17 protein-coding genes and 1 riboswitch are annotated in these 20,517 nt (G+C 43.8%); of the genes, 13 read left to right on the top strand and 4 right to left on the bottom strand.

Going from position 1 to position 20,517, the window contains the following annotated elements; genetic code table 11:
- The first annotated feature begins 45 nt into the window (after positions 1-45).
- The 5 genes from DYADSP32_RS00750 to DYADSP32_RS00730 all read left to right on the top strand — a co-directional run bounded on the left by DYADSP32_RS00750 (position 46) and on the right by DYADSP32_RS00730 (position 8,768).
- Positions 46-906, top strand: a complete 861-nt coding sequence (locus tag DYADSP32_RS00750) for a bile acid:sodium symporter family protein (RefSeq protein ID WP_149244482.1) — start codon at positions 46-48, stop codon at positions 904-906.
- A gap of 395 nt (positions 907-1,301) precedes the next feature.
- Complete coding sequence (locus tag DYADSP32_RS00745) at positions 1,302-5,561, top strand: T9SS type A sorting domain-containing protein (RefSeq protein WP_149244483.1); 4,260 nt, start codon at positions 1,302-1,304, stop codon at positions 5,559-5,561.
- 294 nt (positions 5,562-5,855) lie between these two features.
- Positions 5,856-6,995: a Re/Si-specific NAD(P)(+) transhydrogenase subunit alpha gene (locus DYADSP32_RS00740; RefSeq protein ID WP_149244484.1), complete on the top strand. Its 1,140-nt coding sequence runs from the start codon at positions 5,856-5,858 to the stop codon at positions 6,993-6,995.
- Between the two features lie 56 nt (positions 6,996-7,051).
- On the top strand, positions 7,052-7,333 hold the full coding sequence (locus tag DYADSP32_RS00735) for an NAD(P) transhydrogenase subunit alpha (protein ID WP_149244485.1): 282 nt from the start codon (positions 7,052-7,054) through the stop codon (positions 7,331-7,333).
- Positions 7,334-7,373: 40 nt separating this feature from the next.
- Positions 7,374-8,768 carry an NAD(P)(+) transhydrogenase (Re/Si-specific) subunit beta gene (locus DYADSP32_RS00730; protein ID WP_149244486.1) on the top strand — a complete coding sequence of 465 codons (1,395 nt, stop codon included), beginning with the start codon at positions 7,374-7,376 and terminating at the stop codon, positions 8,766-8,768.
- A gap of 48 nt (positions 8,769-8,816) precedes the next feature.
- On the opposite strand, the gene DYADSP32_RS00725 is transcribed toward DYADSP32_RS00730, so the two are convergent.
- Positions 8,817-9,323 carry a GNAT family N-acetyltransferase gene (locus tag DYADSP32_RS00725; RefSeq protein ID WP_149244487.1) on the bottom strand — a complete coding sequence of 169 codons (507 nt, stop codon included), beginning with the start codon at positions 9,321-9,323 and terminating at the stop codon, positions 8,817-8,819.
- Between the two features lie 141 nt (positions 9,324-9,464).
- Positions 9,465-9,560, top strand: a riboswitch (TPP riboswitch).
- Between the two features lie 69 nt (positions 9,561-9,629).
- Between DYADSP32_RS00725 and thiS the strand changes: the two genes are divergently transcribed.
- The 8 genes from thiS (at position 9,630) to DYADSP32_RS00685 (ending at position 15,962) form a co-directional block, all read left to right on the top strand.
- Positions 9,630-9,833 (top strand): sulfur carrier protein ThiS, encoded by a 204-nt coding sequence (gene thiS, locus DYADSP32_RS00720; protein WP_149244488.1) that lies wholly within the window; start codon positions 9,630-9,632, stop codon positions 9,831-9,833.
- A 77-nt stretch (positions 9,834-9,910) separates the two neighbouring features.
- A complete protein-coding gene (locus DYADSP32_RS00715) occupies positions 9,911-10,513 on the top strand; it encodes a thiamine phosphate synthase (RefSeq protein ID WP_149244489.1) in 603 nt (200 codons plus the stop codon).
- Between the two features lie 176 nt (positions 10,514-10,689).
- Positions 10,690-11,313, top strand: coding sequence for a thiamine phosphate synthase (locus DYADSP32_RS00710; RefSeq protein WP_149244490.1), 624 nt, complete (start codon positions 10,690-10,692; stop codon positions 11,311-11,313).
- Positions 11,307-12,071 (top strand): thiazole synthase, encoded by a 765-nt coding sequence (locus tag DYADSP32_RS00705; protein ID WP_149244491.1) that lies wholly within the window; start codon positions 11,307-11,309, stop codon positions 12,069-12,071. Before DYADSP32_RS00710 ends, DYADSP32_RS00705 begins: the two co-directional genes overlap by 7 nt.
- Entirely contained in the window at positions 12,064-13,179 is a 1,116-nt protein-coding gene (thiH, locus tag DYADSP32_RS00700) for a 2-iminoacetate synthase ThiH (RefSeq protein ID WP_149244492.1), read from the top strand. Before DYADSP32_RS00705 ends, thiH begins: the two co-directional genes overlap by 8 nt.
- A 67-nt stretch (positions 13,180-13,246) precedes the next feature.
- Positions 13,247-14,296: a HesA/MoeB/ThiF family protein gene (moeB, locus tag DYADSP32_RS00695; RefSeq protein WP_149244493.1), complete on the top strand. Its 1,050-nt coding sequence runs from the start codon at positions 13,247-13,249 to the stop codon at positions 14,294-14,296.
- Positions 14,297-14,518: 222 nt separating this feature from the next.
- Positions 14,519-15,397 (top strand): sulfite exporter TauE/SafE family protein, encoded by an 879-nt coding sequence (locus DYADSP32_RS00690; protein ID WP_149244494.1) that lies wholly within the window; start codon positions 14,519-14,521, stop codon positions 15,395-15,397.
- 97 nt (positions 15,398-15,494) lie between these two features.
- Positions 15,495-15,962, top strand: a complete 468-nt coding sequence (locus DYADSP32_RS00685) for an NADH-quinone oxidoreductase subunit A (protein ID WP_149244495.1) — start codon at positions 15,495-15,497, stop codon at positions 15,960-15,962.
- A 9-nt stretch (positions 15,963-15,971) separates the two neighbouring features.
- Here the strand turns inward: DYADSP32_RS00685 and DYADSP32_RS00680 are convergent, their stop codons facing one another.
- From DYADSP32_RS00680 to DYADSP32_RS00670, 3 genes are all read right to left on the bottom strand, one after another.
- Positions 15,972-18,344 carry a TonB-dependent receptor gene (locus DYADSP32_RS00680; protein ID WP_149244496.1) on the bottom strand — a complete coding sequence of 791 codons (2,373 nt, stop codon included), beginning with the start codon at positions 18,342-18,344 and terminating at the stop codon, positions 15,972-15,974.
- Positions 18,345-18,433: 89 nt separating this feature from the next.
- Positions 18,434-19,420, bottom strand: coding sequence for a DUF4249 family protein (locus DYADSP32_RS00675; protein ID WP_149244497.1), 987 nt, complete (start codon positions 19,418-19,420; stop codon positions 18,434-18,436).
- On the bottom strand, positions 19,407-20,408 hold the full coding sequence (locus tag DYADSP32_RS00670) for a thioredoxin domain-containing protein (RefSeq protein WP_149244498.1): 1,002 nt from the start codon (positions 20,406-20,408) through the stop codon (positions 19,407-19,409). Before DYADSP32_RS00670 ends, DYADSP32_RS00675 begins: the two co-directional genes overlap by 14 nt.
- Between the last annotated feature and the right edge of the window lie 109 nt (positions 20,409-20,517).

The following is a 20,517-nucleotide window of genomic DNA, read 5'->3' as shown; positions in this document are numbered from 1 at the left end:
ACAATACGGACTTATTTTCCTGACCTAATTAAACCCTCCATTGCCATGCAAGAAAGTATGTTGTCTACTGTCGTACTACCACTTGCGTTGGGCGTGATTATGCTGGGGCTCGGGCTGTCGCTTACTATTGCGGATTTCACCCGGGTGATCAAATACCCCAAAGCCGTGCTGATTGGATTGATCTGCCAGATGCTTCTGTTACCTCTGGCGGCACTGGTGGTGGCCAAGCTACTCCAACTCTCCCCGGAACTTGCCGTCGGACTTATGTTGCTTTCCGCCTCACCTGGTGGGCCTACGGCTAACTTATACAGCCATTTATCCAATGGCGATGTCGCGTTGAACATTACGCTAACGGCCATCAATAGCGTGCTGACCTTGTTTTCATTGCCATTTATAGTGGGGCTTTCGATGGATTACTTCATGGGAGAAGCCCTTGCCATTCCCATGCCTTTTGGTAAGATCATTTCGGTATTTGCCATTGTGTTAATCCCTGTCTCGATCGGAATGTTAATCAAAAGATTCAAACCTGGTATTTCGGCCAGAATGGAAAAGCCGGTTAAAATAGCTTCTGCCATATTACTTCTTCTGGTCATCATTGCTACCGTTTTGAAGGACCGGGTGATCTTAGGTCAATACTTCGCTCAAATTGGCCTGGCAGCTTTTTTATTCAACATCGTAAGTTTGCTCGGTGGATATTTTGTTCCAAAATTGTTCCATATTGATAAGAAGCAAGCCATTGCGATCGGTATGGAAATCGGGATTCACAATGGCACCCTGGCCATTTTTATCGCACTGACGGTTCTCAATAATTCTGTAATGTCGGTGCCACCTGCTATCTATAGCATCATTATGTTTTTTACCGCAGCCGCTTTTGGATGGTGGGTGAACCGCAGAAGCCAAGCGTAGCGGTTCAACTGCGATTCGCATGTGTTAGCATGCGTACCCAAACAAAAAAGCCCCCATGAAAAGGCACTTTTCATGAAAATCCGGATTGCGAAAATTCATAATGTCCCAGCTCTTTGGCTTCCAAGGTGTAAGCTATAAACCATAAGAGACCTAAATCCATTAACATTATTAATAATCAACTACTTGAAACGTATCCTATTATCTGTTTCCATAAGTAGTAATAGCAGGAAGCCCATTCAGTAAAGAGTATAGCTCCTAGAATCCACTTCAACCTCCAAGTGGCGGTAGTGAAGATAAAAAAGTTTGTAACCCAAAATAAACTACAAACAACCTCATTTACTCGGTAAAACCAAAAACGTTTTCTATTTTTGGTTCAATTAATAATCTACCCTCACATGCATAAATTCTACGTCGCGATAGCTGCAATGCTGTTGCTCATCAACCTGGCATATGCCCAAAGCCCTTCGATTGCGATTAATTCTTATGGTTACAATACAAGTGTCTGTGTGGATGCACTTTACAAGCTGCCAGTCACAATCCAGGGGCAGTTCAACACCGACAACAGGTTTTCAATCCAGATAAAATATGAATACGACAATGCGGTAATTGCCACGGTTCCGGCGGTTCTCAACAATGGAAACCTGGAGTTCACACTAAACAATGCGGGTTTATTTGCGAAGTATCCTTGGATCCGATTAAAGGTTATCGCTTCGTCACCAGCTGTGGAAAGTGCCTGGATGGGTAATTCCATCAACGCCTTTGTTAAAGGGAGTGCAACTTTAAGTTCTCTGGCGATCAGTGACACAGTAAATATATACGACAATATCACCCTGCTACTTAAAGGCGAAAGCAATAGTGATACTCGGGTAACTTTAAGTGACAGCACTAAACTTAATTTCTCGAGCTATAATGGTGTATTTTCTCAGAACCAAACTTATCCGGTCACCAAATCTGGTATCCTTACCATCGCCCACGCAGAAAATGGCTGCGGTGCCATGCAAGTCTCTGGAAGTGTAAAATCAGTTGTCAATTCAACTTCCCTATCCACAACGATCATTACGCCACAGACAGTCTGCGAAAATGGTGAAGTTAAATTAGCGTTTTCCACTCAGGGAGCTCCCTTCACTGCCCAAACCAAATATAAAATAAGATTTATTCAGGGCAACACCTATGGAAAACAGGCGTCAGCCGAAGTTCCTGCTCAATTGGCGGGTAATTTTCTCGTAGCAAAATTCCCTCCAACATTCGTATTGACTTATACACAAGACTTTACGGCTCAGATAATCACGGAGAACCCCTCCATTGTTGGCTCACCTTCTGCGGTTCAACTCAGGGTTGCACCACAACCGACTGCTGTATTCACTTCGGCCAGCCAGTTGGTGAATATTAGTGATTATGTAAGCCTTCAGATAGCGGTCACCGGGCTCCCGCCGTTTACGGTCGAGCTAAGCAATGGAGCCAAGCAGACCCTTTCCTATTACGGGACTACAAGTATTAGCGTGCGTCCGTATGAAAAGACATCGTATTCCATAAAATCGTTGGAATCAGGTTGTGGAAAACAAGAGTTCACCAATGGACAAACTGTTGATATCTCAATACGGCCGGGTATACGCATCGAAGACGATCAAAAACGCCAGATTATCTGTGCGGGTACAAAAGGCAGAATTAAATTCAGATCCAGTGCTGCCTTGACAGACGCTACCCAATTTACCATACAAATGGATTATGGCGGGGAAAGCTTCCGTTTCCCTGCGGCGAGATCAGGAGAGTTTCTGGAGTTCGAGGTACCAAACCGACCACAGGGATACCAAGGATTTAATTATAAAATCATTACAACCAATCCCTCTCTGGAGTCCCAATCATCCTACTATATAGTAGTACAAACCACCCCAAACCTATCGTTTTCAGCTTATAATAAATATAGCTATGAGCTCCCGGGTAGGGTTCAGGTTGGAGCAACCCTTTATGGAGGAAGCCCTTATGTGATCGAAAACATGGATGGAACTACCAGCCAAGCGGAATATGATTGGTTCAACCCCGAGTTTTATCTAAAAGAAAGCCAGGAATTCAAAATAAAGTCTATCAGTAACGCATGCTTCAAAAATTCAAACCCCGCCTCTGCTACTTATACGCTTGTTCCCACGGAATCGCCAGGAATATACATGGATCCGATAAAGCCGGCTGTATGTGATACGGACAGTCTGGAAATTACATTTGGTACTGTGGGGAAATTCAATCCTGAAAACGTTTTTGCCATTCAAGGATATTCCAATTCCAGCACCTACCAGACACTTTCAACAGCAAAGCAAGGCGGAAAATACAAAATCAAACTTCCTGCAGCCCAATACGGTAGCACCAATGGATCAATCCGCGTAGCATCTACTAATCCTGTGGTGTTTAGCGAGCAAAAATCAATAAGGATTCAACTGCCGATCACTCAGATATACCTTTATCCGGAGGGAAAACAGGAAACACCAGCCAAATATCTGGCCAATTCTAACAATACTTATCACCTACAGGTTCAGACATCAAATAGTGGCCCTGCATCGTCGGTTACCTATACAGAAAATGGCGTTGAAAAAACCTATACCCCTTCCAGCTACGATTCATCGCCCTCGATACCCATTCTTCCCTCGTTGGGAAAAACTATTGAATACGTCATTAAATCGGTGAATAACCAGTGTGGAACCTTCCTCTCTGGCGCGAAAACATTTATCAGTTGGGTACCATATAACATACAGATTGCGGATGCTAACTATTATAATACCAATTACTGTGTAGGAGGACCGGTTGGTGTTCCTTTTGGCATTACGGACGGATTTAGCACCAATGCTTCGTTTTCATTGCAGATTCGTAAGTCAGACGCAACTACCTTTACCACCCTAGCTAGCGGAGAAACCGGCAGAATAATCAACACCACCATACCCAGTTCCGTAACGCCAGGAAACTATGTAATGAGGATAGTTTCTTCAGATGGAGCTATATCACCCGACCAAAATATCAGAATTGGCGCCGTTCCTACGGCAACTCTGACCATCAACCCACAATCAAGCTCCACGGTAGATTTCGGCAACAGTATATATATGGACATCTCTGTTACAGACGGCGGATCCAACATGCCATCAACCGTAATATTCGAGGATGGTTCAAGAATCATTAACTACAATGAAAAGTCAACCAGAAACATATATGTGCAGAAAGGCGGTGAGTATTCCATCAAATCGGTATCGAATGCCTGTGGCTACGGCACAGCTTCGGGCTCTGTGAAGGTTTTAGTGAAACCCAGATTAACCGCAAGCTCGGACACTTACAGTATTTGTGAAGGCGGCAGCATTTCTGTGAGCTACAACCTGGGCGGAGACGTCGATTTATCCGACGATTATATTCGTTTTGAACTTTATGATTCGGGTAACAATACAACAACCGTTCTGGATTCTACAAAAGCCACATCAGGAAACAGGATACTGAAACTGCCTGCTGTGATGAAAGGCAACACTTACAATATTCAGGTGACTGCTAGAAAATACCTGCAAAAGTACAGTCTCGGCACCAGCATAACCACCAAACCGGATGCAACCCTGAGTGGCAATACGATCATTAATAGCGGAGAAAATACCAGGCTGACGATAAAATCCAACAAATCAAGCAATGGTGAAATTCAATATACTTTATCCGACGGAACCAAAGGATCTTTTTGGGGACAGATTGGGTACACTACTTATATTACCGTTGCGCCAAAACAAACAACAACTTATACACTATCCTCTCTAACAAACAGTTGTGGCGAGGGGACAAAAAGTGGAGCGGCAATAGTTGAAGTGAATCCTGTTACAGAAAGAACCGTAACAGTTACAAGCCTGGCCAATGTAGCTCAATACGCACTTTGTACCGGTGATACAGTTACCATCTCTTACCTGGCAAAAGGCAATTTTTCTTCTGGAAACCAAATGACGGTTCAGATATCGGACACTACTGGCCGTAACTTCAGGTCTATCACAACCATAGGAAACACTTCGCCTATCAGGGCCGTTCTGCCAACCGATCTGGTCTCCGGGAAATTTTACCGGGTGCGCATCATAGCATCAGATCCCAACACGGGTAGCGGTGCCTATGAATATCCAATTACCGCGAGCCAAAAAGCCAAAGCCCGCTTCGAATCAGACTTGGTAACTTACCAGGAAAACAGTAACCCACGCATCGTTGTATTGCTGGAAGGCGGAGCTCCATGGACCTTTGAATACGGCCCGGATGGTTCCAGGTTTAGCAGATATACATCCAATCCGATTGAAAAACTTGAGCTTTCACAGGCTTCTCCAAACCAGTATTATAAATTATTCAGTGTCAGGAACAATTGTGGGGTGGGAACCATAGGTACCCCCTCGACTGTACGCGTAGAATTAGTAACCGGAGTTGAGCCCACTGTCATACATGCAACGGTTGCCCCCAATCCCGCCCAGGAGACCCTTAAAATTATCTTTAAAGAACCCGGAGAAAAAAATATCAAACTTTATGATAACAAAGGCTCCGAACTGATACAAAAAAAGTCCAGAATGGCCGAAGAAAGTATGGATATCCGGAATTTCCCAATAGGAATTTACATTCTCCAGATTGATGCAAACGGCAAAAAGCAAACTTTTAAAGTGATCAAGAACTGATCAAAATAATACTTGAAGAGCTTTTCAAAGTACATTCGCACTTAGTGAAAATTTCGAATATATGAGGAGGATATCAAACCTTACATTACGGTTAGATATCCTCATTCCAATTACAACCTGATTAGGACAATTTTTGGGAATGGGGCTGCCTGCAACATACATTAATTGGGGTTGAGCGGTGATTGTACGATTTGGGCTGATAAAAATTTGGCTCAGTGTAAGGAGTAAATTCCATCTTATTCGTCTTGTTAAGAAAAGTCAATCTGACATAATTTCACTCTGATCTACCAGACTTTGAAAATTACTGTTTCCAAAGAGACCAAATCCTTTGAAAAGAGAGTTGCCCTCTCACCTTCGGCGGTCAAATCGCTTGTTAAAGCAGGCTTTGTATGTATTATCGAGTCGGGTGCCGGCGATGGATCCTATTTTTCGGATGAGACATACGAAGAAGCAGGAGCCACCATTGCCTTTGGAACCGCTCAGGCACTGCGTGAAGCTGATGTCATTGTGAAGGTAAATGCGCCCACAGTAGAGGAAGTGCAGTTTATGAAAAGAGGCTCCGTACTGATCTCCTACCTGTATGCCTACACAATCCCGACCGTCATAGATGCATTGAACGAGAAAGGTATTGCCTCATTTGCCATGGACGCCGTACCAAGGATATCAAGGGCCCAGAAAATGGATGCTCTTAGTTCGCAGGCAAATCTGGCAGGTTACAAAGCGGTACTACTCGGTGCAAATGCGCTTGGTAAAATATTCCCCTTGATGATGACCGCCGCCGGAACCATCACACCTTCGCGGGTACTGGTATTTGGAGCCGGAGTAGCCGGATTGCAAGCCATTGCCACAGCTAAGAGACTGGGCGCGGTGGTTGAAGCAACAGACGTCCGACCCGAAACCAAGGAGCAAGTGGAGTCATTGGGAGGAAGGTTCCTTCAGGTAGAGGGAGCTGAAGGTGTGAAAGTGGAAGGTGGCTACGCCCGGGAGGTTTCTGCTGAATACCTGCAGAAGCAGCAGGAACTGATCAAAAACAGGATAAAGGAAGCTGATATAGCAATCACCACAGCATTGGTGATTGGCAAAAAAGCCCCAGTACTCATCACCGAAGAAATGGTCAGATCCATGAAACCCGGGTCAGTAATTGTGGACATGGCCGTTGAATCGGGTGGAAATTGTGCACTGAGCGTATTTGGAAAAACAATTATTGCTCACGGTATAACCATCATCGGCGAACCCAATTTACCATCTTTACTCCCTGTGAATGCCAGCGAGCTTTACGCGAAAAATATTTCAACATTGCTTTTACATTTGGCTACGTCTGCCGGCTTTAAGTGGGAAATAGAAGAAGAGATTACCAAGGGAAGCCTGATAACTTATCAGGGTGAATTGGTAAATGCGTTCACCAAAGAGATTTTGGCTAAAACGAATTCGTAGGCTCCGCTGGGTTTTCAATCCTGCAAACCCAAGTCCAATTTAAATTTGAGAAAATCATGTCAATCGAAAATTTTATCTTTCTGCTTTATATTTTGGTTCTGGCAAGTTATTGTGGGTTCGAACTGATCGCCAAAGTCCCCCCTACCCTTCATACTCCGCTGATGTCGGGCTCGAATGCCATTTCTGGAATTACCATTGTGGGTGCCATCCTCTGTATCCAGGAAGGTGTGTGGAGTAAATATCTGGGCATGGCCGCACTGATCTTCGCAACCATTAATGTCGTAGGTGGTTACGCAGTGACAGACCGGATGTTACAAATGTTCAAAAAGAAAAAGTGAGCTACTGATCACATTTTCATCACTTCTCTCAATTACTTTTATGAATATTTTTATACAACTAGCCTACCTTACAGCCACAATTCTCTTTATTGTCGGGATAAAAAAACTCAATAAGACGCAGGAAGCACGACAAGGAAATACCATATCCGCAATTGCCATGTTGCTGGCCGTACTCGCAACGCTGGTTCAATCAAAATTACTTAACCCGATCGAAATTTTCAGCTGCTTGCTTATTGGTAGCGCCATAGGACTCATCTGGGCAAGAAGAGTTGAAATGACGCAAATGCCTGAAATGGTGGCAATTTTTAATGGTTTTGGTGGAATAGCTTCCTTACTCGTCGCTACTTCCGATTACTGGACCAGAGCGGTTGAACAACCGGAACTGAGTACAGACATAGTGACTATCGTCAGCATTTTATTAAGTGTATTGATTGGTGGGATCACCTTCAGTGGATCTCTTACGGCCTATGGAAAGCTGAGTGGCAAAATCAATGGCAATGCAATTGTCTTTAAGGGACAGCATCTGGTCAATCTTTTTTTACTTTTAATTGCAATGATTTGTGGCATTTTGGTAGCAGTCAGTACCGGATCCATTTATGCCATGATGATCATGATTTCAATTTCCCTGATTTTGGGAATTCTGGTTGTAATCCCGATTGGTGGCGCAGATATGCCGGTGGTAATCTCTTTACTCAATTCCTATTCCGGCATGGCCGCCTGTACAACGGGCTTTGTGTTAAACAATAGCGTGCTCATTGTGACAGGAGCACTGGTAGGCGCTTCCGGAATTATCCTCACCCAGATCATGTGCAAAGCCATGAACCGATCCCTCATCAGCGTATTGCTAGGTGGCTTTGGCGCTACCTCCGGTGGGACAGCAGGAGCTGGCAATGCCGGCGACATGGTAATTAAGGAGGTTGGTGTGGAAGAAGCTGCCATGATTTTTGATTCCGCCTCGAGTGTTCTGATTGTGCCTGGCTATGGGATGGCTGTTGCTCAGGCACAACATATTGTTCGCGAAATGATGGATATTTTGGAAGCAAGGGGAATCAATGTGCGTTTTGCAATACATCCTGTTGCCGGTCGGATGCCCGGTCACATGAATGTTTTGCTCGCAGAATCAAATGTCCCCTACGACAAGCTCATTGAAATGGAATTGATCAATGATGATTTTGCAAATACCGACGTGGTGCTGGTTGTAGGTGCCAATGACGTTGTAAACCCAGCTGCCAGAACAAACCCTGCAAGTCCGATATACGAAATGCCCATTTTGAATGTGGACAAGGCAAGAACCGTTATTGTTAGCAAGCGGTCTATGGCAGCAGGATATGCCGGAATTGAAAATGAACTGTTTGGATACCCAAACTGTCTCATGCTGTTTGGTGACGCAAAGGCTACATTAACAAAGCTTGTAGGTGAATTGAAAGAGCAGTAAGTGATTTGCTATGAATCAAGTAACCAGTACCTGCCGCCATTATCCTTGCTAATGTTCCTCATTTAAAATCAACTGCATAAAAACAACATCCAACCACTGATCGAACTTATATCCGACCTCCCGCAGGTAGCCTTTTTCTATAAATCCATATTTTTTGTGAAACTCGATGCTCCCTCGGTTGGCAGCATCGATTACCCCTATCATCGTATGTAATCCCGATTCGCTTGCGCGTTGGATAAGGCTTTTCAACAACCTTCCTCCTACGCCCAGCCCACGCGACTTTTCATCCAGATAAATGGAATGCTCCACACTAAACCGATAGCCAATTTTAGGTTTGAAAATATTGTATGACCCATATCCGATCACCCTTTTCTCCCGTTCGGCAACGATTACCGGCATTCCATCTTCAATCATTTTCTCAAACCATGCGGTTTGCTCCTCAATGGTTCGCGTTTCATAATCATAAATAGCCGTCGTGGTAAGAATGGCCTGATTTATAATTTCCAGAATAACAGGAAGGTCTTTGGGAGTGGCATTTCTAATAATAAGATCCATTACAAAACGATCATCGATAAAGTTGGTGATGCTAATATTTTCAAAGTTAGCCCAAATTAGCAAAACTCAAATTATTCATATGGCTGGGAGATCATTTATACCGCATTTGCTTTCCATTTCCGCATTTTTGCAATAGCTTTGCTAAAACTTTAGGGGTGTCCCGTATGCGGACTGAGATAATACCCTTTGAACCTGATGCAGCTAGTACTGCCGATAGGGAAAAGTAAGAGATACTATTGTTGTATCTTAATGTATCTTTCGCGAGGTCCATTCCTGAAGTTTTTATCTATAAAAACGTTATTCAGAATGGAAATTACCGTTAATCACAAAATCGCAGAAATCCCTGAACATTCTTCAGTTGAAGATCTACTGGCTTCACTGTTTACAAATCCTGCGAAGGGAATAGCCGTGGCCATCAACGATACTGTGGTGCCAAAATCAGGCTGGATAAAGCACATCATTTTGCCACAGGATAAAGTTACCCTGATCAAACCTACGCAGGGAGGATAAGCCGTTTTCGCGTTGCAATAAGGTATGCCGGAAAAAGCAAGAGAATTTGCCAGTAAAGGAAGCGAACTATATTTGTAATGAAGCTGATAGCCATATCCAGTCCAGAATTCATCCCTGTGGAGGCCGCAATGATTAACAGTCTTTTGAGAGAGGGATTGGAATGTATGCACATCAGAAAACCCGGAAGTACACGGGATGATTTTGCAGGGTTACTATCTGAGATTGAGCCAGCTTTTCTCGATAGAATCGCCCTGCACCAGCACCATGAACTGACTGCTGAATTTGGGGTCAGGAGACTTCATTTTACGGAAAATGAAAGAAGGATAACCTCTGACGCGCAACAGGAAAAGTTACGTGAAAATAGATTCGTACTAAGCACATCCATCCATGATTTGGTCGAATTGAAGAACATTTCTACCGTCTTCAGCTATACCTTTTTCGGACCTGTGTTTGACAGTATTTCAAAATCCGGGTATAAAAGCGCGGTGGCCAAAGATTTTTTCATGGCAGAGAAATCTAAAAGAATACCAGTGATTGCTCTTGGAGGGATTGATGTTTTGAATATACAAAATGTGAGAAAAATGAACTTTGACGGCGCGGCAGTTTTGGGAGCCTTGTGGCGGAATCCTTCAAGGGCTTTGGAGATTTTTAGAACCTTGGCTGCTTTGGCTGATCGTTGAATTCAACCCTTTCAGGGTTGTCCTGTTGGGAATAATCTATAGCCCACGGGCTGAAACACGGGGCTATTGGAATTGAACCCTTTCAGGGTTCAAAAATATTGCAATTAGCTATGCCCTGAAAGGGCTATATCTCTTACCCCAGGGTTACTCTACCCTGGGACCGACAACAAACAAAAATGATCGATAAACTACAATTCATATCAAACCAAACCAACGGGCTCAGCCATCTTGAAAGTATTCAACTTGCTTTGGACGCTGGCTATCGCTGGATACAACTTCGCATAAAAAATCAACCATTCGCCGATGTCTTAAAAGCAGCCGTAAAAGCAAAAGTACTTTGTAGCTGTTACCAGGCAAAACTGATCATCAATGACTTTCCGGCGATTGCGAAGGAAGTTGAGGCCTTCGGACTACACCTGGGACTCCGCGATATGTCGATTCAGGAAGCGAGGAAAATCGTCGGCCGGGAGGTGGTTATTGGAGGAACAGCAAATACACTCCAGCACGTTTTGGATCGAATCGAGGATGGCGCAGATTACATCGGCTTGGGTCCTTTTCGATTCACATCCACAAAAGAAAATTTAAGTCCGATTATTGGAATCGAGGGCTACAGACAAATTGTCAATTCATTAACAGAACGGCATTTGACCATTCCTATCATTGCAATTGGCGGTATCACTATCCTGGATATTCCTGAAATCATAAAAAACGGTATTCATGGTGTAGCCCTTTCCAGCGCAATCATTCATTCAGAAAATCCAACAAAGCTGGTTTCTCAAATCAACAAAATTTTATGTTAAAGATCGCTGATAAAGAATTTTCATCCAGATTGTTTACAGGCACCGGAAAGTTCAGTTCATCCCGGATTATGGAAGAGGCTTTGATCGCCTCCGGCTCGGAACTGGTGACGGTAGCGTTACGTAGGGTGGATATGAACAGTACCGAAGACGATATTCTGTTACATCTCAAACACCCAAAGATCAATCTGTTGCCTAACACATCTGGGGTACGGACGGCCAGAGAAGCTGTTTTTGCAGCGCAAATGGCCAGGGAAGCTCTGGAAACAAACTGGCTTAAACTGGAAATCCATCCTGATCCCAAGTACCTGATGCCCGACCCCATTGAGACACTGCTTGCCACAGAGGAACTCGCCAAACTCGGATTTGTCGTGTTGCCCTACATCCACGCCGACCCGGTTTTATGCAAGCGTCTTGAAAACGCAGGGGCATCGGCAGTCATGCCTCTGGGCTCTCCAATCGGAAGTAACAAAGGGTTGAAAACCATTGATTTCCTTGAAATCATCATTGAGCAAAGCAAGGTTCCTGTGATTGTGGATGCCGGTATCGGCGCGCCTTCCGATGCTGCCAAAGCGATGGAAATCGGTGCCGATGCCGTGCTGGTCAACACTGCAATTGCGGTTTCCGGCGATCCTCGTCAGATGGCAATTGCCTTCAGAATGGCTGTGGAGGCTGGAAGGATGGCATATATGGCACGACTTGCAAAACAGGGACATTTTGCTGTAGCAAGCAGTCCTTTAACCGACTTTTTAGATGACTAGTTTTAAGAGTGTTTTCGAATCATACAGCTGGAACGAGGTTAGGGAGAGCATTTATGCAAAAACAAAAGCGGATGTGGAATACGCTCTGAACACGACCAAAAGAAATTTGGAAGATTTCAAAGCACTCATTTCGCCTGCTGCTGCCAATTACCTGGAACCCATGGCGCAGTTAAGCCAGAAGCTGACACAAAAACGTTTCGGGAAAATCATTCAGCTCTACATTCCGTTGTATCTTTCCAATGAGTGCACCAATATTTGTACCTATTGCGGATTCAGCCTGGATAATAAGGTTCGAAGAAAGACGCTGAGCGAAACTGAAATACTGCAGGAAGTGGCTGTAATAAAAAGTTTGGGCTACGAGCATGTATTGCTCGTCACGGGTGAGGCAAATCAAACAGTGCATGTCGATTATTTCAAAAAGGTGTTGAGACTGATACGCCCTTATTTTGCTCAGATTTCCATGGAAGTACAGCCGATGGAAACCGATGAATATTCTCAATTAATTCCGCTTGGACTCACGTCCGTTTTGATTTACCAGGAAACATATCATCAAGAAGACTATAAAAAGCATCATCCCAAAGGAAAAAAATCTAACTTTAATTACCGCCTGGAAACCCCTGACAGATTGGGTCGGGCTGGCATTCATAAAATGGGACTTGGCGTTTTGATTGGATTGGAAGACTGGCGTACCGACAGCTTTTTCACGGCCTTACATCTCAATTATCTTGAGAAAAGCTATTGGCAGACTCGTTACAGTTTGTCGTTTCCAAGACTTCGTCCATTTTCAGGAGGACTGGAACCAAAAGTTGAGATGACCGACCGGGAACTTGTGCAACTCATTTGTGCCTATCGCTTGTTTAATGAAGAGCTGGACATTTCGTTGTCGACAAGGGAATCTGAAAAATTCAGGAATCATTGTGTGTCATTGGGAATTACATCAATGAGCGCAGGCTCCAAAACCAACCCCGGCGGATATGCGGTTGAGCTGGAATCATTGGAACAATTTGAAATCTCAGATGAAAGATGCCCCAAGGAAATTGTCAGGGTGATTCAGAGCAGAGGTTATGAACCAGTTTGGAAAGATTGGGATAAGGTAATGCAATGTTGAATATTGAATGAAAGAATGTCCGTGTTAAAAGCTAATGGATATTAGCTAAAAGCTCACAGCTAAACAAATGGAATCACAGGAACGAAAACGATACATACGACAGATAACCCTTCCCGAAATGGGGCTGGCAGGGCAGGAAAAGCTTAAGGCATCGAAAGTGCTCGTCATTGGTGCCGGCGGCCTGGGTTGCCCGGTGCTGCAGTATTTGACGGCCGCGGGTGTAGGTACGATCGGCATTGTCGATGATGATACGGTGGACCTAACCAATCTGCATCGACAGATCCTGTATTCGAACGCAGATGTGGGTCAGCAAAAAGCAGTCACCGCTGTCAGTAAGTTATCCGCGATGAACCCATTGGTAAACCTGATACCATTTCCGGTCAGGTTGGATGAAAACAATGCATCCGAAATGATCTCCGGTTTTGATCTGGTTATCGACGGATCCGACAATTTCCCTACCCGCTACATTGCCAATGACCATTGCGTTGCCTTGAACAAACCGCTGATTTTCGGTTCAATACTACGTTTTGAAGGTCAGGTTTCGGTATTCAATTACAGGGGAGGCCCCACTTATCGTTGCCTTTTTCCGGATGCAGAAGAAGGTGATAATTGCGAAGTGGCTGGGGTCATGGGAATTTTGCCCGGCATTATAGGCAGCTACATGGCCAACGAGGCTATCAAAGTAATTTGCGAAATAGGGGAAATACTGTCGGGTCAATTATTGATTATAAATACGTTAACGAACCAAACCAATATTTTCCGTTTCAGCAGAAATTTTGATTCCAGCTTAAACCACGCCGGGCACATTCTGCCACAAAAACAGCATCAGGATGCTGATCCCCAACAGCTATTATTTTCTGATTTTGAGAAACGTATAGAGTCCGATCCTGATCACATCTTTTTGGTGGATGTAAGGGAAGAATATGAGTTTGAAGAAGATTTCATCGGTGGTGTCAACATCCCGTTACCCGATCTGCCCGGGAAGCTGACCACCATGCCGGCTGATAAAACGGTGGTTTTTTATTGCCGGAGCGGTGTAAGAAGTTTAATGGCTTCTCAACTGCTGAATAAAAATCATTTTGCAGGGCGGAGTTATTGGATGAAGGAGGATAAATAACAGATATTCGTTAATTCATTGAGTTAACTCAATGAATTTAGCTAAATTGGTTGAGTTCACTCGCTGTATTTACCCTAACAGCGGGTAATGACTTTATCGCTACTATAAATATCAGGTCTCATTTAATTGTCCAACACCTTAAATTACTCTATAACTTTGGTAGATTAAATAGTTTTAGTAGTTTTGTAGATTCGTTTCCGAAGCTATCAAAACCAATAAATAATGCTTGCCAAAGTACTCGCTCTCAAACTGCCCTCTGCCTGGTACCTTATTGCTGCCGTTTCAGTAATCACAGCTATTGGCTTTTTGACTTTTAACGGTACGCTTTCTGTTTCCGAAGATACCGTTCAAACCTTCCTAACGAGCGACTTTGCCCTTTATCTGCTGGTAGGACTTGGTGCGCAGCTGGTAGATGGCGCCCTTGGCATGGCATACGGAGTAACCTGTACATCCTTTTTGCTTAGCCTTGGTGTGACCCCCGCAGTAAGCAGCGCCAGCGTACACGTGGCCGAAATGTTCACAACCGGCGCATCAGCCATTTCGCATTTCCGGTTTAAAAATATCAACAAAAAACTCTTTAAAAGCCTGCTTATTCCGGGAGTGCTGGGTGCTATCACTGGTGCCTATCTACTTTCTGATGTTATTGATGGTGATTTCATCAAGCCGTTTATTGCTTTTTACATGCTGGTGCTCGGTATCATTATTATCAGAAAGGCAATTCAAAAGAATTTGATCAAGAATAAAACCAAGAACATAGGACTACTGGCTGCATCAGGTGGCTTTCTCGACTCCATTGGCGGTGGCGGCTGGGGGCCTATTGTGACTTCCACTCTTCTTGGGCAAGGCCGTGACCCGCGTTACACCATTGGCTCGGTTAACGCAGCTGAGTTTGCGATTACCTTTGCCAGTGGCGTCACTTTCCTTATTTTTCACGGTGTCAACAGCTGGCAGGTTGTTTTGGGACTTATCGTGGGGGGTGTTATTGCTGCGCCTTTTGGAGCGCTTATCGTAGGAAAAATCAAACGAAAACCATTAATGCTCATTGTGGGTGTACTCGTTATTGGGCTCAGTATCCGAACTATTTTACTAAGCGTTATGTAATCCAGAAACCGGGCACTTCTCCGGTTTTCTTTTATTAATAACTACCAGCCGCCCTGCCTCAAATTTTCTTAGCTTTGCAAAAACATGCTTTGAGGCTATGCTCACCGATTTTGGATACATTTTACTTTTTGTCATCGCTGGACTGGGCCTGATGGGGCTCATGCTTACCATTGCCCGTTTTCTCCGGCCACATCGGCCCAACGAAGAAAAACTCACCACGTACGAATCCGGGGAAGATCCGCTGGGCAATGCCAACATCCAGTTCAACGTACGTTTCTATGTAGTTGCACTTATTTTCGTTTTGTTCGAAGTAGAGCTTTTATTTTTATTTCCCTGGTCTATCGTATTTGGCAGTGAAGAACTGATGGAACAAACCAATGGCCAATGGGGGTGGTTTGCCTTCGCGGAAATGACCGTTTTTGTTGGCATCCTCATTTTGGGACTTGCTTACGCCTGGGCCAAAGGGTACCTGGACTGGGTAAGGCCCGCTCCACAGATACCGGAAGTAAAATCACATGTGCCTGCGGATTTGTATCGGAAGGTGAATGAGCGGTATGGGAAGTAATGGTTTTCTTTACTTAAATGCAAGGTTGTAGGTGATGGAAGGCACAATTCCGAAGGGGGCAAGACCTACCACACTATATAACTGAAAGTTGGCCCAATCCTCAGTCCGACTAACAGCAGAAAATACATTTTTCCGATCATACACGTTGTGGATACTGAATATCCATGACCCCTCCCTGCTCCCCTTCGGTTTCTTGTGAACAATTAGTGATATATCCAGACGATGATAAATTGGAAGCCTGTATTGATTCCTGCCATCGTACTCATAAAACAGCGCTCCCTGATAGTAAAAAGTATTGGTAGGCATTGTGATCGGCGCCCCGCTGTTCATAACAAAGTTGGCGGAAAATTCTGTTCTTTTTTTGGGAAAGGTGCACAAACTGGTGATCGCCAAAGCGTGTCGACGGTCGTCTCTGGTTGGATATGGGTTATCGTTATTAATTCCGGCAATTTTTCTGGAAGTTTTTGACCAGGTATAACTGATCTGGTATTTGAATCGTCCGGCTTGTTTGGCGATCATTGACTCCAATCCATAAGCTAGTCCTGTACCGGTGAGTATTTGTGTCTCAATGTTTTTGTTCACAAAAAGATCGGCGTTATCAACAAAATCGATCACGTTCTTCATTTTTTTATAGTAGCCCTCCAAGGTAAAACTGTAACGATTGTTGGTGGTTGACTGATAAAATCCCAATGTAGCCTGTCTAGCATTTTGCGGTTTGGTGTTATTACTGGACGGCACCCAAATATCCGTGGGTAATCCAACAGATGAATTGGTAAGCAAATGGGTATACTGCACCGTCCTGTTCCAACTGGCCTTAAACGAACTCTTTTCTGACAAAAGCAATGTCAAGCCCACCCTGGGTTCAAGGGCCGAATAAGTCTTCGCAAATTGCAGTTTACCATAAACCGTTGAATCACTTACAACAAGCCTATCCGTGGATAAATATTCATATGCTGTGACTGGCCCCATTAAGGCAAAAAAACTTTGCCGGAAACCCGCCGAGATCTTTAAAAATCTTGTTGGATTATAGAGATTTTCGATAAAAACAGCCTGGATCACCGAGCGCTTCGTATCAAGGCGGTACGGCTTTACAACCGCCGTCTCACTAAGCGGTTCAATACGTCCAGGCTGATTATTATTTCGCATCAGGTGTGCTCCAAAATTAATTGAGTATGCCGGTGAAACCGCGTAGTCGAATTCCGTTTTAAGATTAACTTCATGCTGACCCGCATTCCAATCGAACCTCCTGCTGTCGTTAACGACCTGATAATGGTAACCATAGTGGCTATATGTGCCACTTGTTACCATCGATAACCGATCGTTTACAAACCTATTCCATTGAAAAGAACCTGTCTGGTTACCCCAATCCATGAGGGTAGCCGCCTGCAGAATGTAATAATTGAACTTATCATGACCGCTGTATCCCGAGACATATAAACGGTTTCGGCCTGATTTATCCTTAAAATTCATTTTCGCATTAAAATCATAAAAGTTCACCTTGTTACCTCCTACGAAATCATTAGCTGCATACAAGCCAACAGCCTGAGCAACTTTGCCTAGGCCATTAAGTACATTGCCGGCATAACTGTACCGGCCTGAAACAATAAAAGAACTCACGCCTTTTTGAATAGGTCCTTCAATTGTCAGCCTGCTTGCGATGAGGCCAACGCCGAGCTTGGCCTGGTATTTATTCACATTTCCTTCCCGCATGCGTATATCCACAACTGAAGATAGCCGGTTGCCGTACCGGACCGGCATCAGTCCTTTGTAAAGCTCTACATCTTTAACCGCGTCGGCATTAAAAGTAGAAAAGAAACCCAGTGCATGTGCTGAATTATAAACCGGAGCGCCATCCAGAAGAATTAAAGTCTGGTCATAAGAGCCACCTCGGACAGCAATATTCGTAGTGGCCTCACTAGGTGACTTCACCCCGGGTAAAAACTGAAGCGATTTTAACACGTCCGCCTCTCCGGCAAAAGCAGGCTGCTTCAATATCTGTTCCATACTCAACTTGTGACGGCCCGGAACTAAGTCGGATACAACTGAGGCGGCCCGCACCTCAACCTCATCCAGTTTCATTACTGACGGCGAAAGCAACAGCACGATGTTTCTGTTTGAATTTATGTGTATCGAAACAGTTTGGGTATTGTAACCAACGAAAGAAATCGCAAGCGAATAATCTCCTTTCGGCAAACGCATTGAAAATTGACCATACGCATTCGCCTGGGTAACATAACGAGTACCCTCAACTTGCAAAGACGCACGGGGAAGGCTTTCAGCAGATGCACTATCCTGAACCACACCTGTGATAGTAAAGGTTTGCGACCATCCTTTGAAACCCAAAAGGAGTAAAAACAAGATTAACGCAGGAAATTTAGGCATGAAGCATTTGTTGATGATCCTTCAATTATAATGACAGAACTGTAAATGATGCAATTGATGACGAATGTTGGTAAACTGGTATCTAAATTTCATTCCACTTTAAATCGCTTAACTGACGCTGACGAAGCATTAAAAAACCCTAAAGCTCCTCCTTTGATGTTTGTGGGGGCAGATGCAGGCGTTGGCTTATATGCTCCGCCATCACTTTCAAACTGACCGATTAAAGTTGAATAATAATCGAAAGCCTCTTTGGTTAATGAAAACAAACATGCGTCATAAGTTTGTCCCAGCTCCAGTGATGAAGTAAAATAGGAAGAGGAGGTTGTCCCTAATTTAAGGGTCAAACCGCTAACATATTCGGGCAAAAAAGTATCACTTAACGTATTGTAATTCCAAATCCTTCCTCCAATCCCGCTGTTAAAGTGAGGAAACGAAGGTGTTTCAGCATCGGTGTAGGAAGGGACAACCACCACTTTGGGCATAAAGTAATCAACCGTAGATGGATTATCTCGAAAGTATATCACAGGCAAATAACCAGAAAATTTCTCAATGGGCTTTTTTACATATACCGAAGTAACAGAGTCGATAATCGGAACCTTAGGCATGTAAGCCGTTGCCCAGTAAAGATCATTTTCAATACGAACATTCAAAATGTAGGTTCGCCCGGCGCCGCATATCAGTTTCCGAGGGGTGTAATATCCTATAAATGGCTCATTTTGAGCCGAATCTGCTACCAGTGTATCTATTTGCCCAAGGTCGTCGGAGATCCAAACCAAAGCGTTCCTTATGGGACTTGACTGGTCCCTAGTATAATTTGAGGTACCGGGATATATAGCCAAAGGGTCATCAAAATTAACAGGATCTGAATAGCTCAATCTCACATAATTCCCTTCCGATTCGCGAAGGTGGCTCTCTTGGAAAGCTTTATCATAGACTTCATCTGTAAGCAATCCTTCAATAACCACCTTCCTATTATTGTGAGGTAACACCAAACTCACCTCAGAAATACACCCATACATTATGGGTGATGTGAAGAAAACCAACAGTCCAGAAAAATATTCGTTAATGAGCTTCATTTATGCTGTTCTTTATATACTCTGATAGTCGAGAAAACGAAAGGTCACCGTAATATATTCTATCGTTTATTACAATGGTAGGCGTAACCTGGAATCTATTAAGAGCAAGTAGTTTCTCGTAGTTCTTTTTATGTATTTCGCCATTCTGCTGGTTGGCTACGTAGCACATGAAGTTCTCTGAGTCCAGTTGAAGGGTTTCAAGAATTCTTGGAACGTCAGAGTTGCGTAAATCTCCGTTCCGAAAAATGGCCGAACAAGCTTCCCAGAATTTACCATTGACTCCGGCAAACTCTGCCAATTGCGTGGATTCAGTTGGAAAATCTGTTAGGGAAGTGTACCTGAATTCGATTGAATTCCCAAATCTACTCTTCAAAGAGACAAGTGTTGAAAAAAATGCCTTGCAGCGAGCGCAGTTAAAGTCTGAAAATACCCAGATCACATTGTTACTATTAACCGAATTTAACTTATGAAACTGGATCTCAGACAAATCAATTTTGGGAGTCAATGGAGGTTTAAGGAAAACTTGAATTTTGTGCTTGCCCTTTTCAAGAGTCACAAATCTCTCCACACAGAATTCTCGGTAAAGTTTGCTCAGTTTCTTTTTTCCTTCAGCATCGTCAGTCGGAATTAATCGTCCAGGGAAGGCACTATCTGGAATGCCTTGATCCAAATTATTCTGTATGACATATTGCGATAAAGATATTGAGGAACCTACAATAATTTGCTGCACCAGGGAGTCCTTGGAAATTTTCTGCTTATTAGCCTCATTCAAAAGTAACTTTTCTTTAATCAAATCTTCGGCCATCAACTTGCGTGCATAGTAGGTATTGAATAACGACTCGTATAATTCAGGTTGAATTAGGGCGTCAACGTCATGAAATACTATTGGATCTCCATCAAAGGTGGCCAACACCTCCTGTTCCGATCCGTTTTTAATGGAACAGGAAAAACAAGTAACAGCAAAAACCCAAAGTAATAATTTTATCATAAAAGGTATATTTCTCTTACTGAAATTTTAAATTATTCTATACATTGACACACATGGAGCAGGATTAGAGAAGGCCGGATTAGGTTAATCCGGCTTCCCTGACACTTAC

Source organism: Dyadobacter sp. 32 (assembly GCF_902506755.1).
GTDB lineage: Bacteria > Bacteroidota > Bacteroidia > Cytophagales > Spirosomataceae > Dyadobacter.
This window is presented reverse-complemented; position numbering and strand designations above follow the sequence as displayed.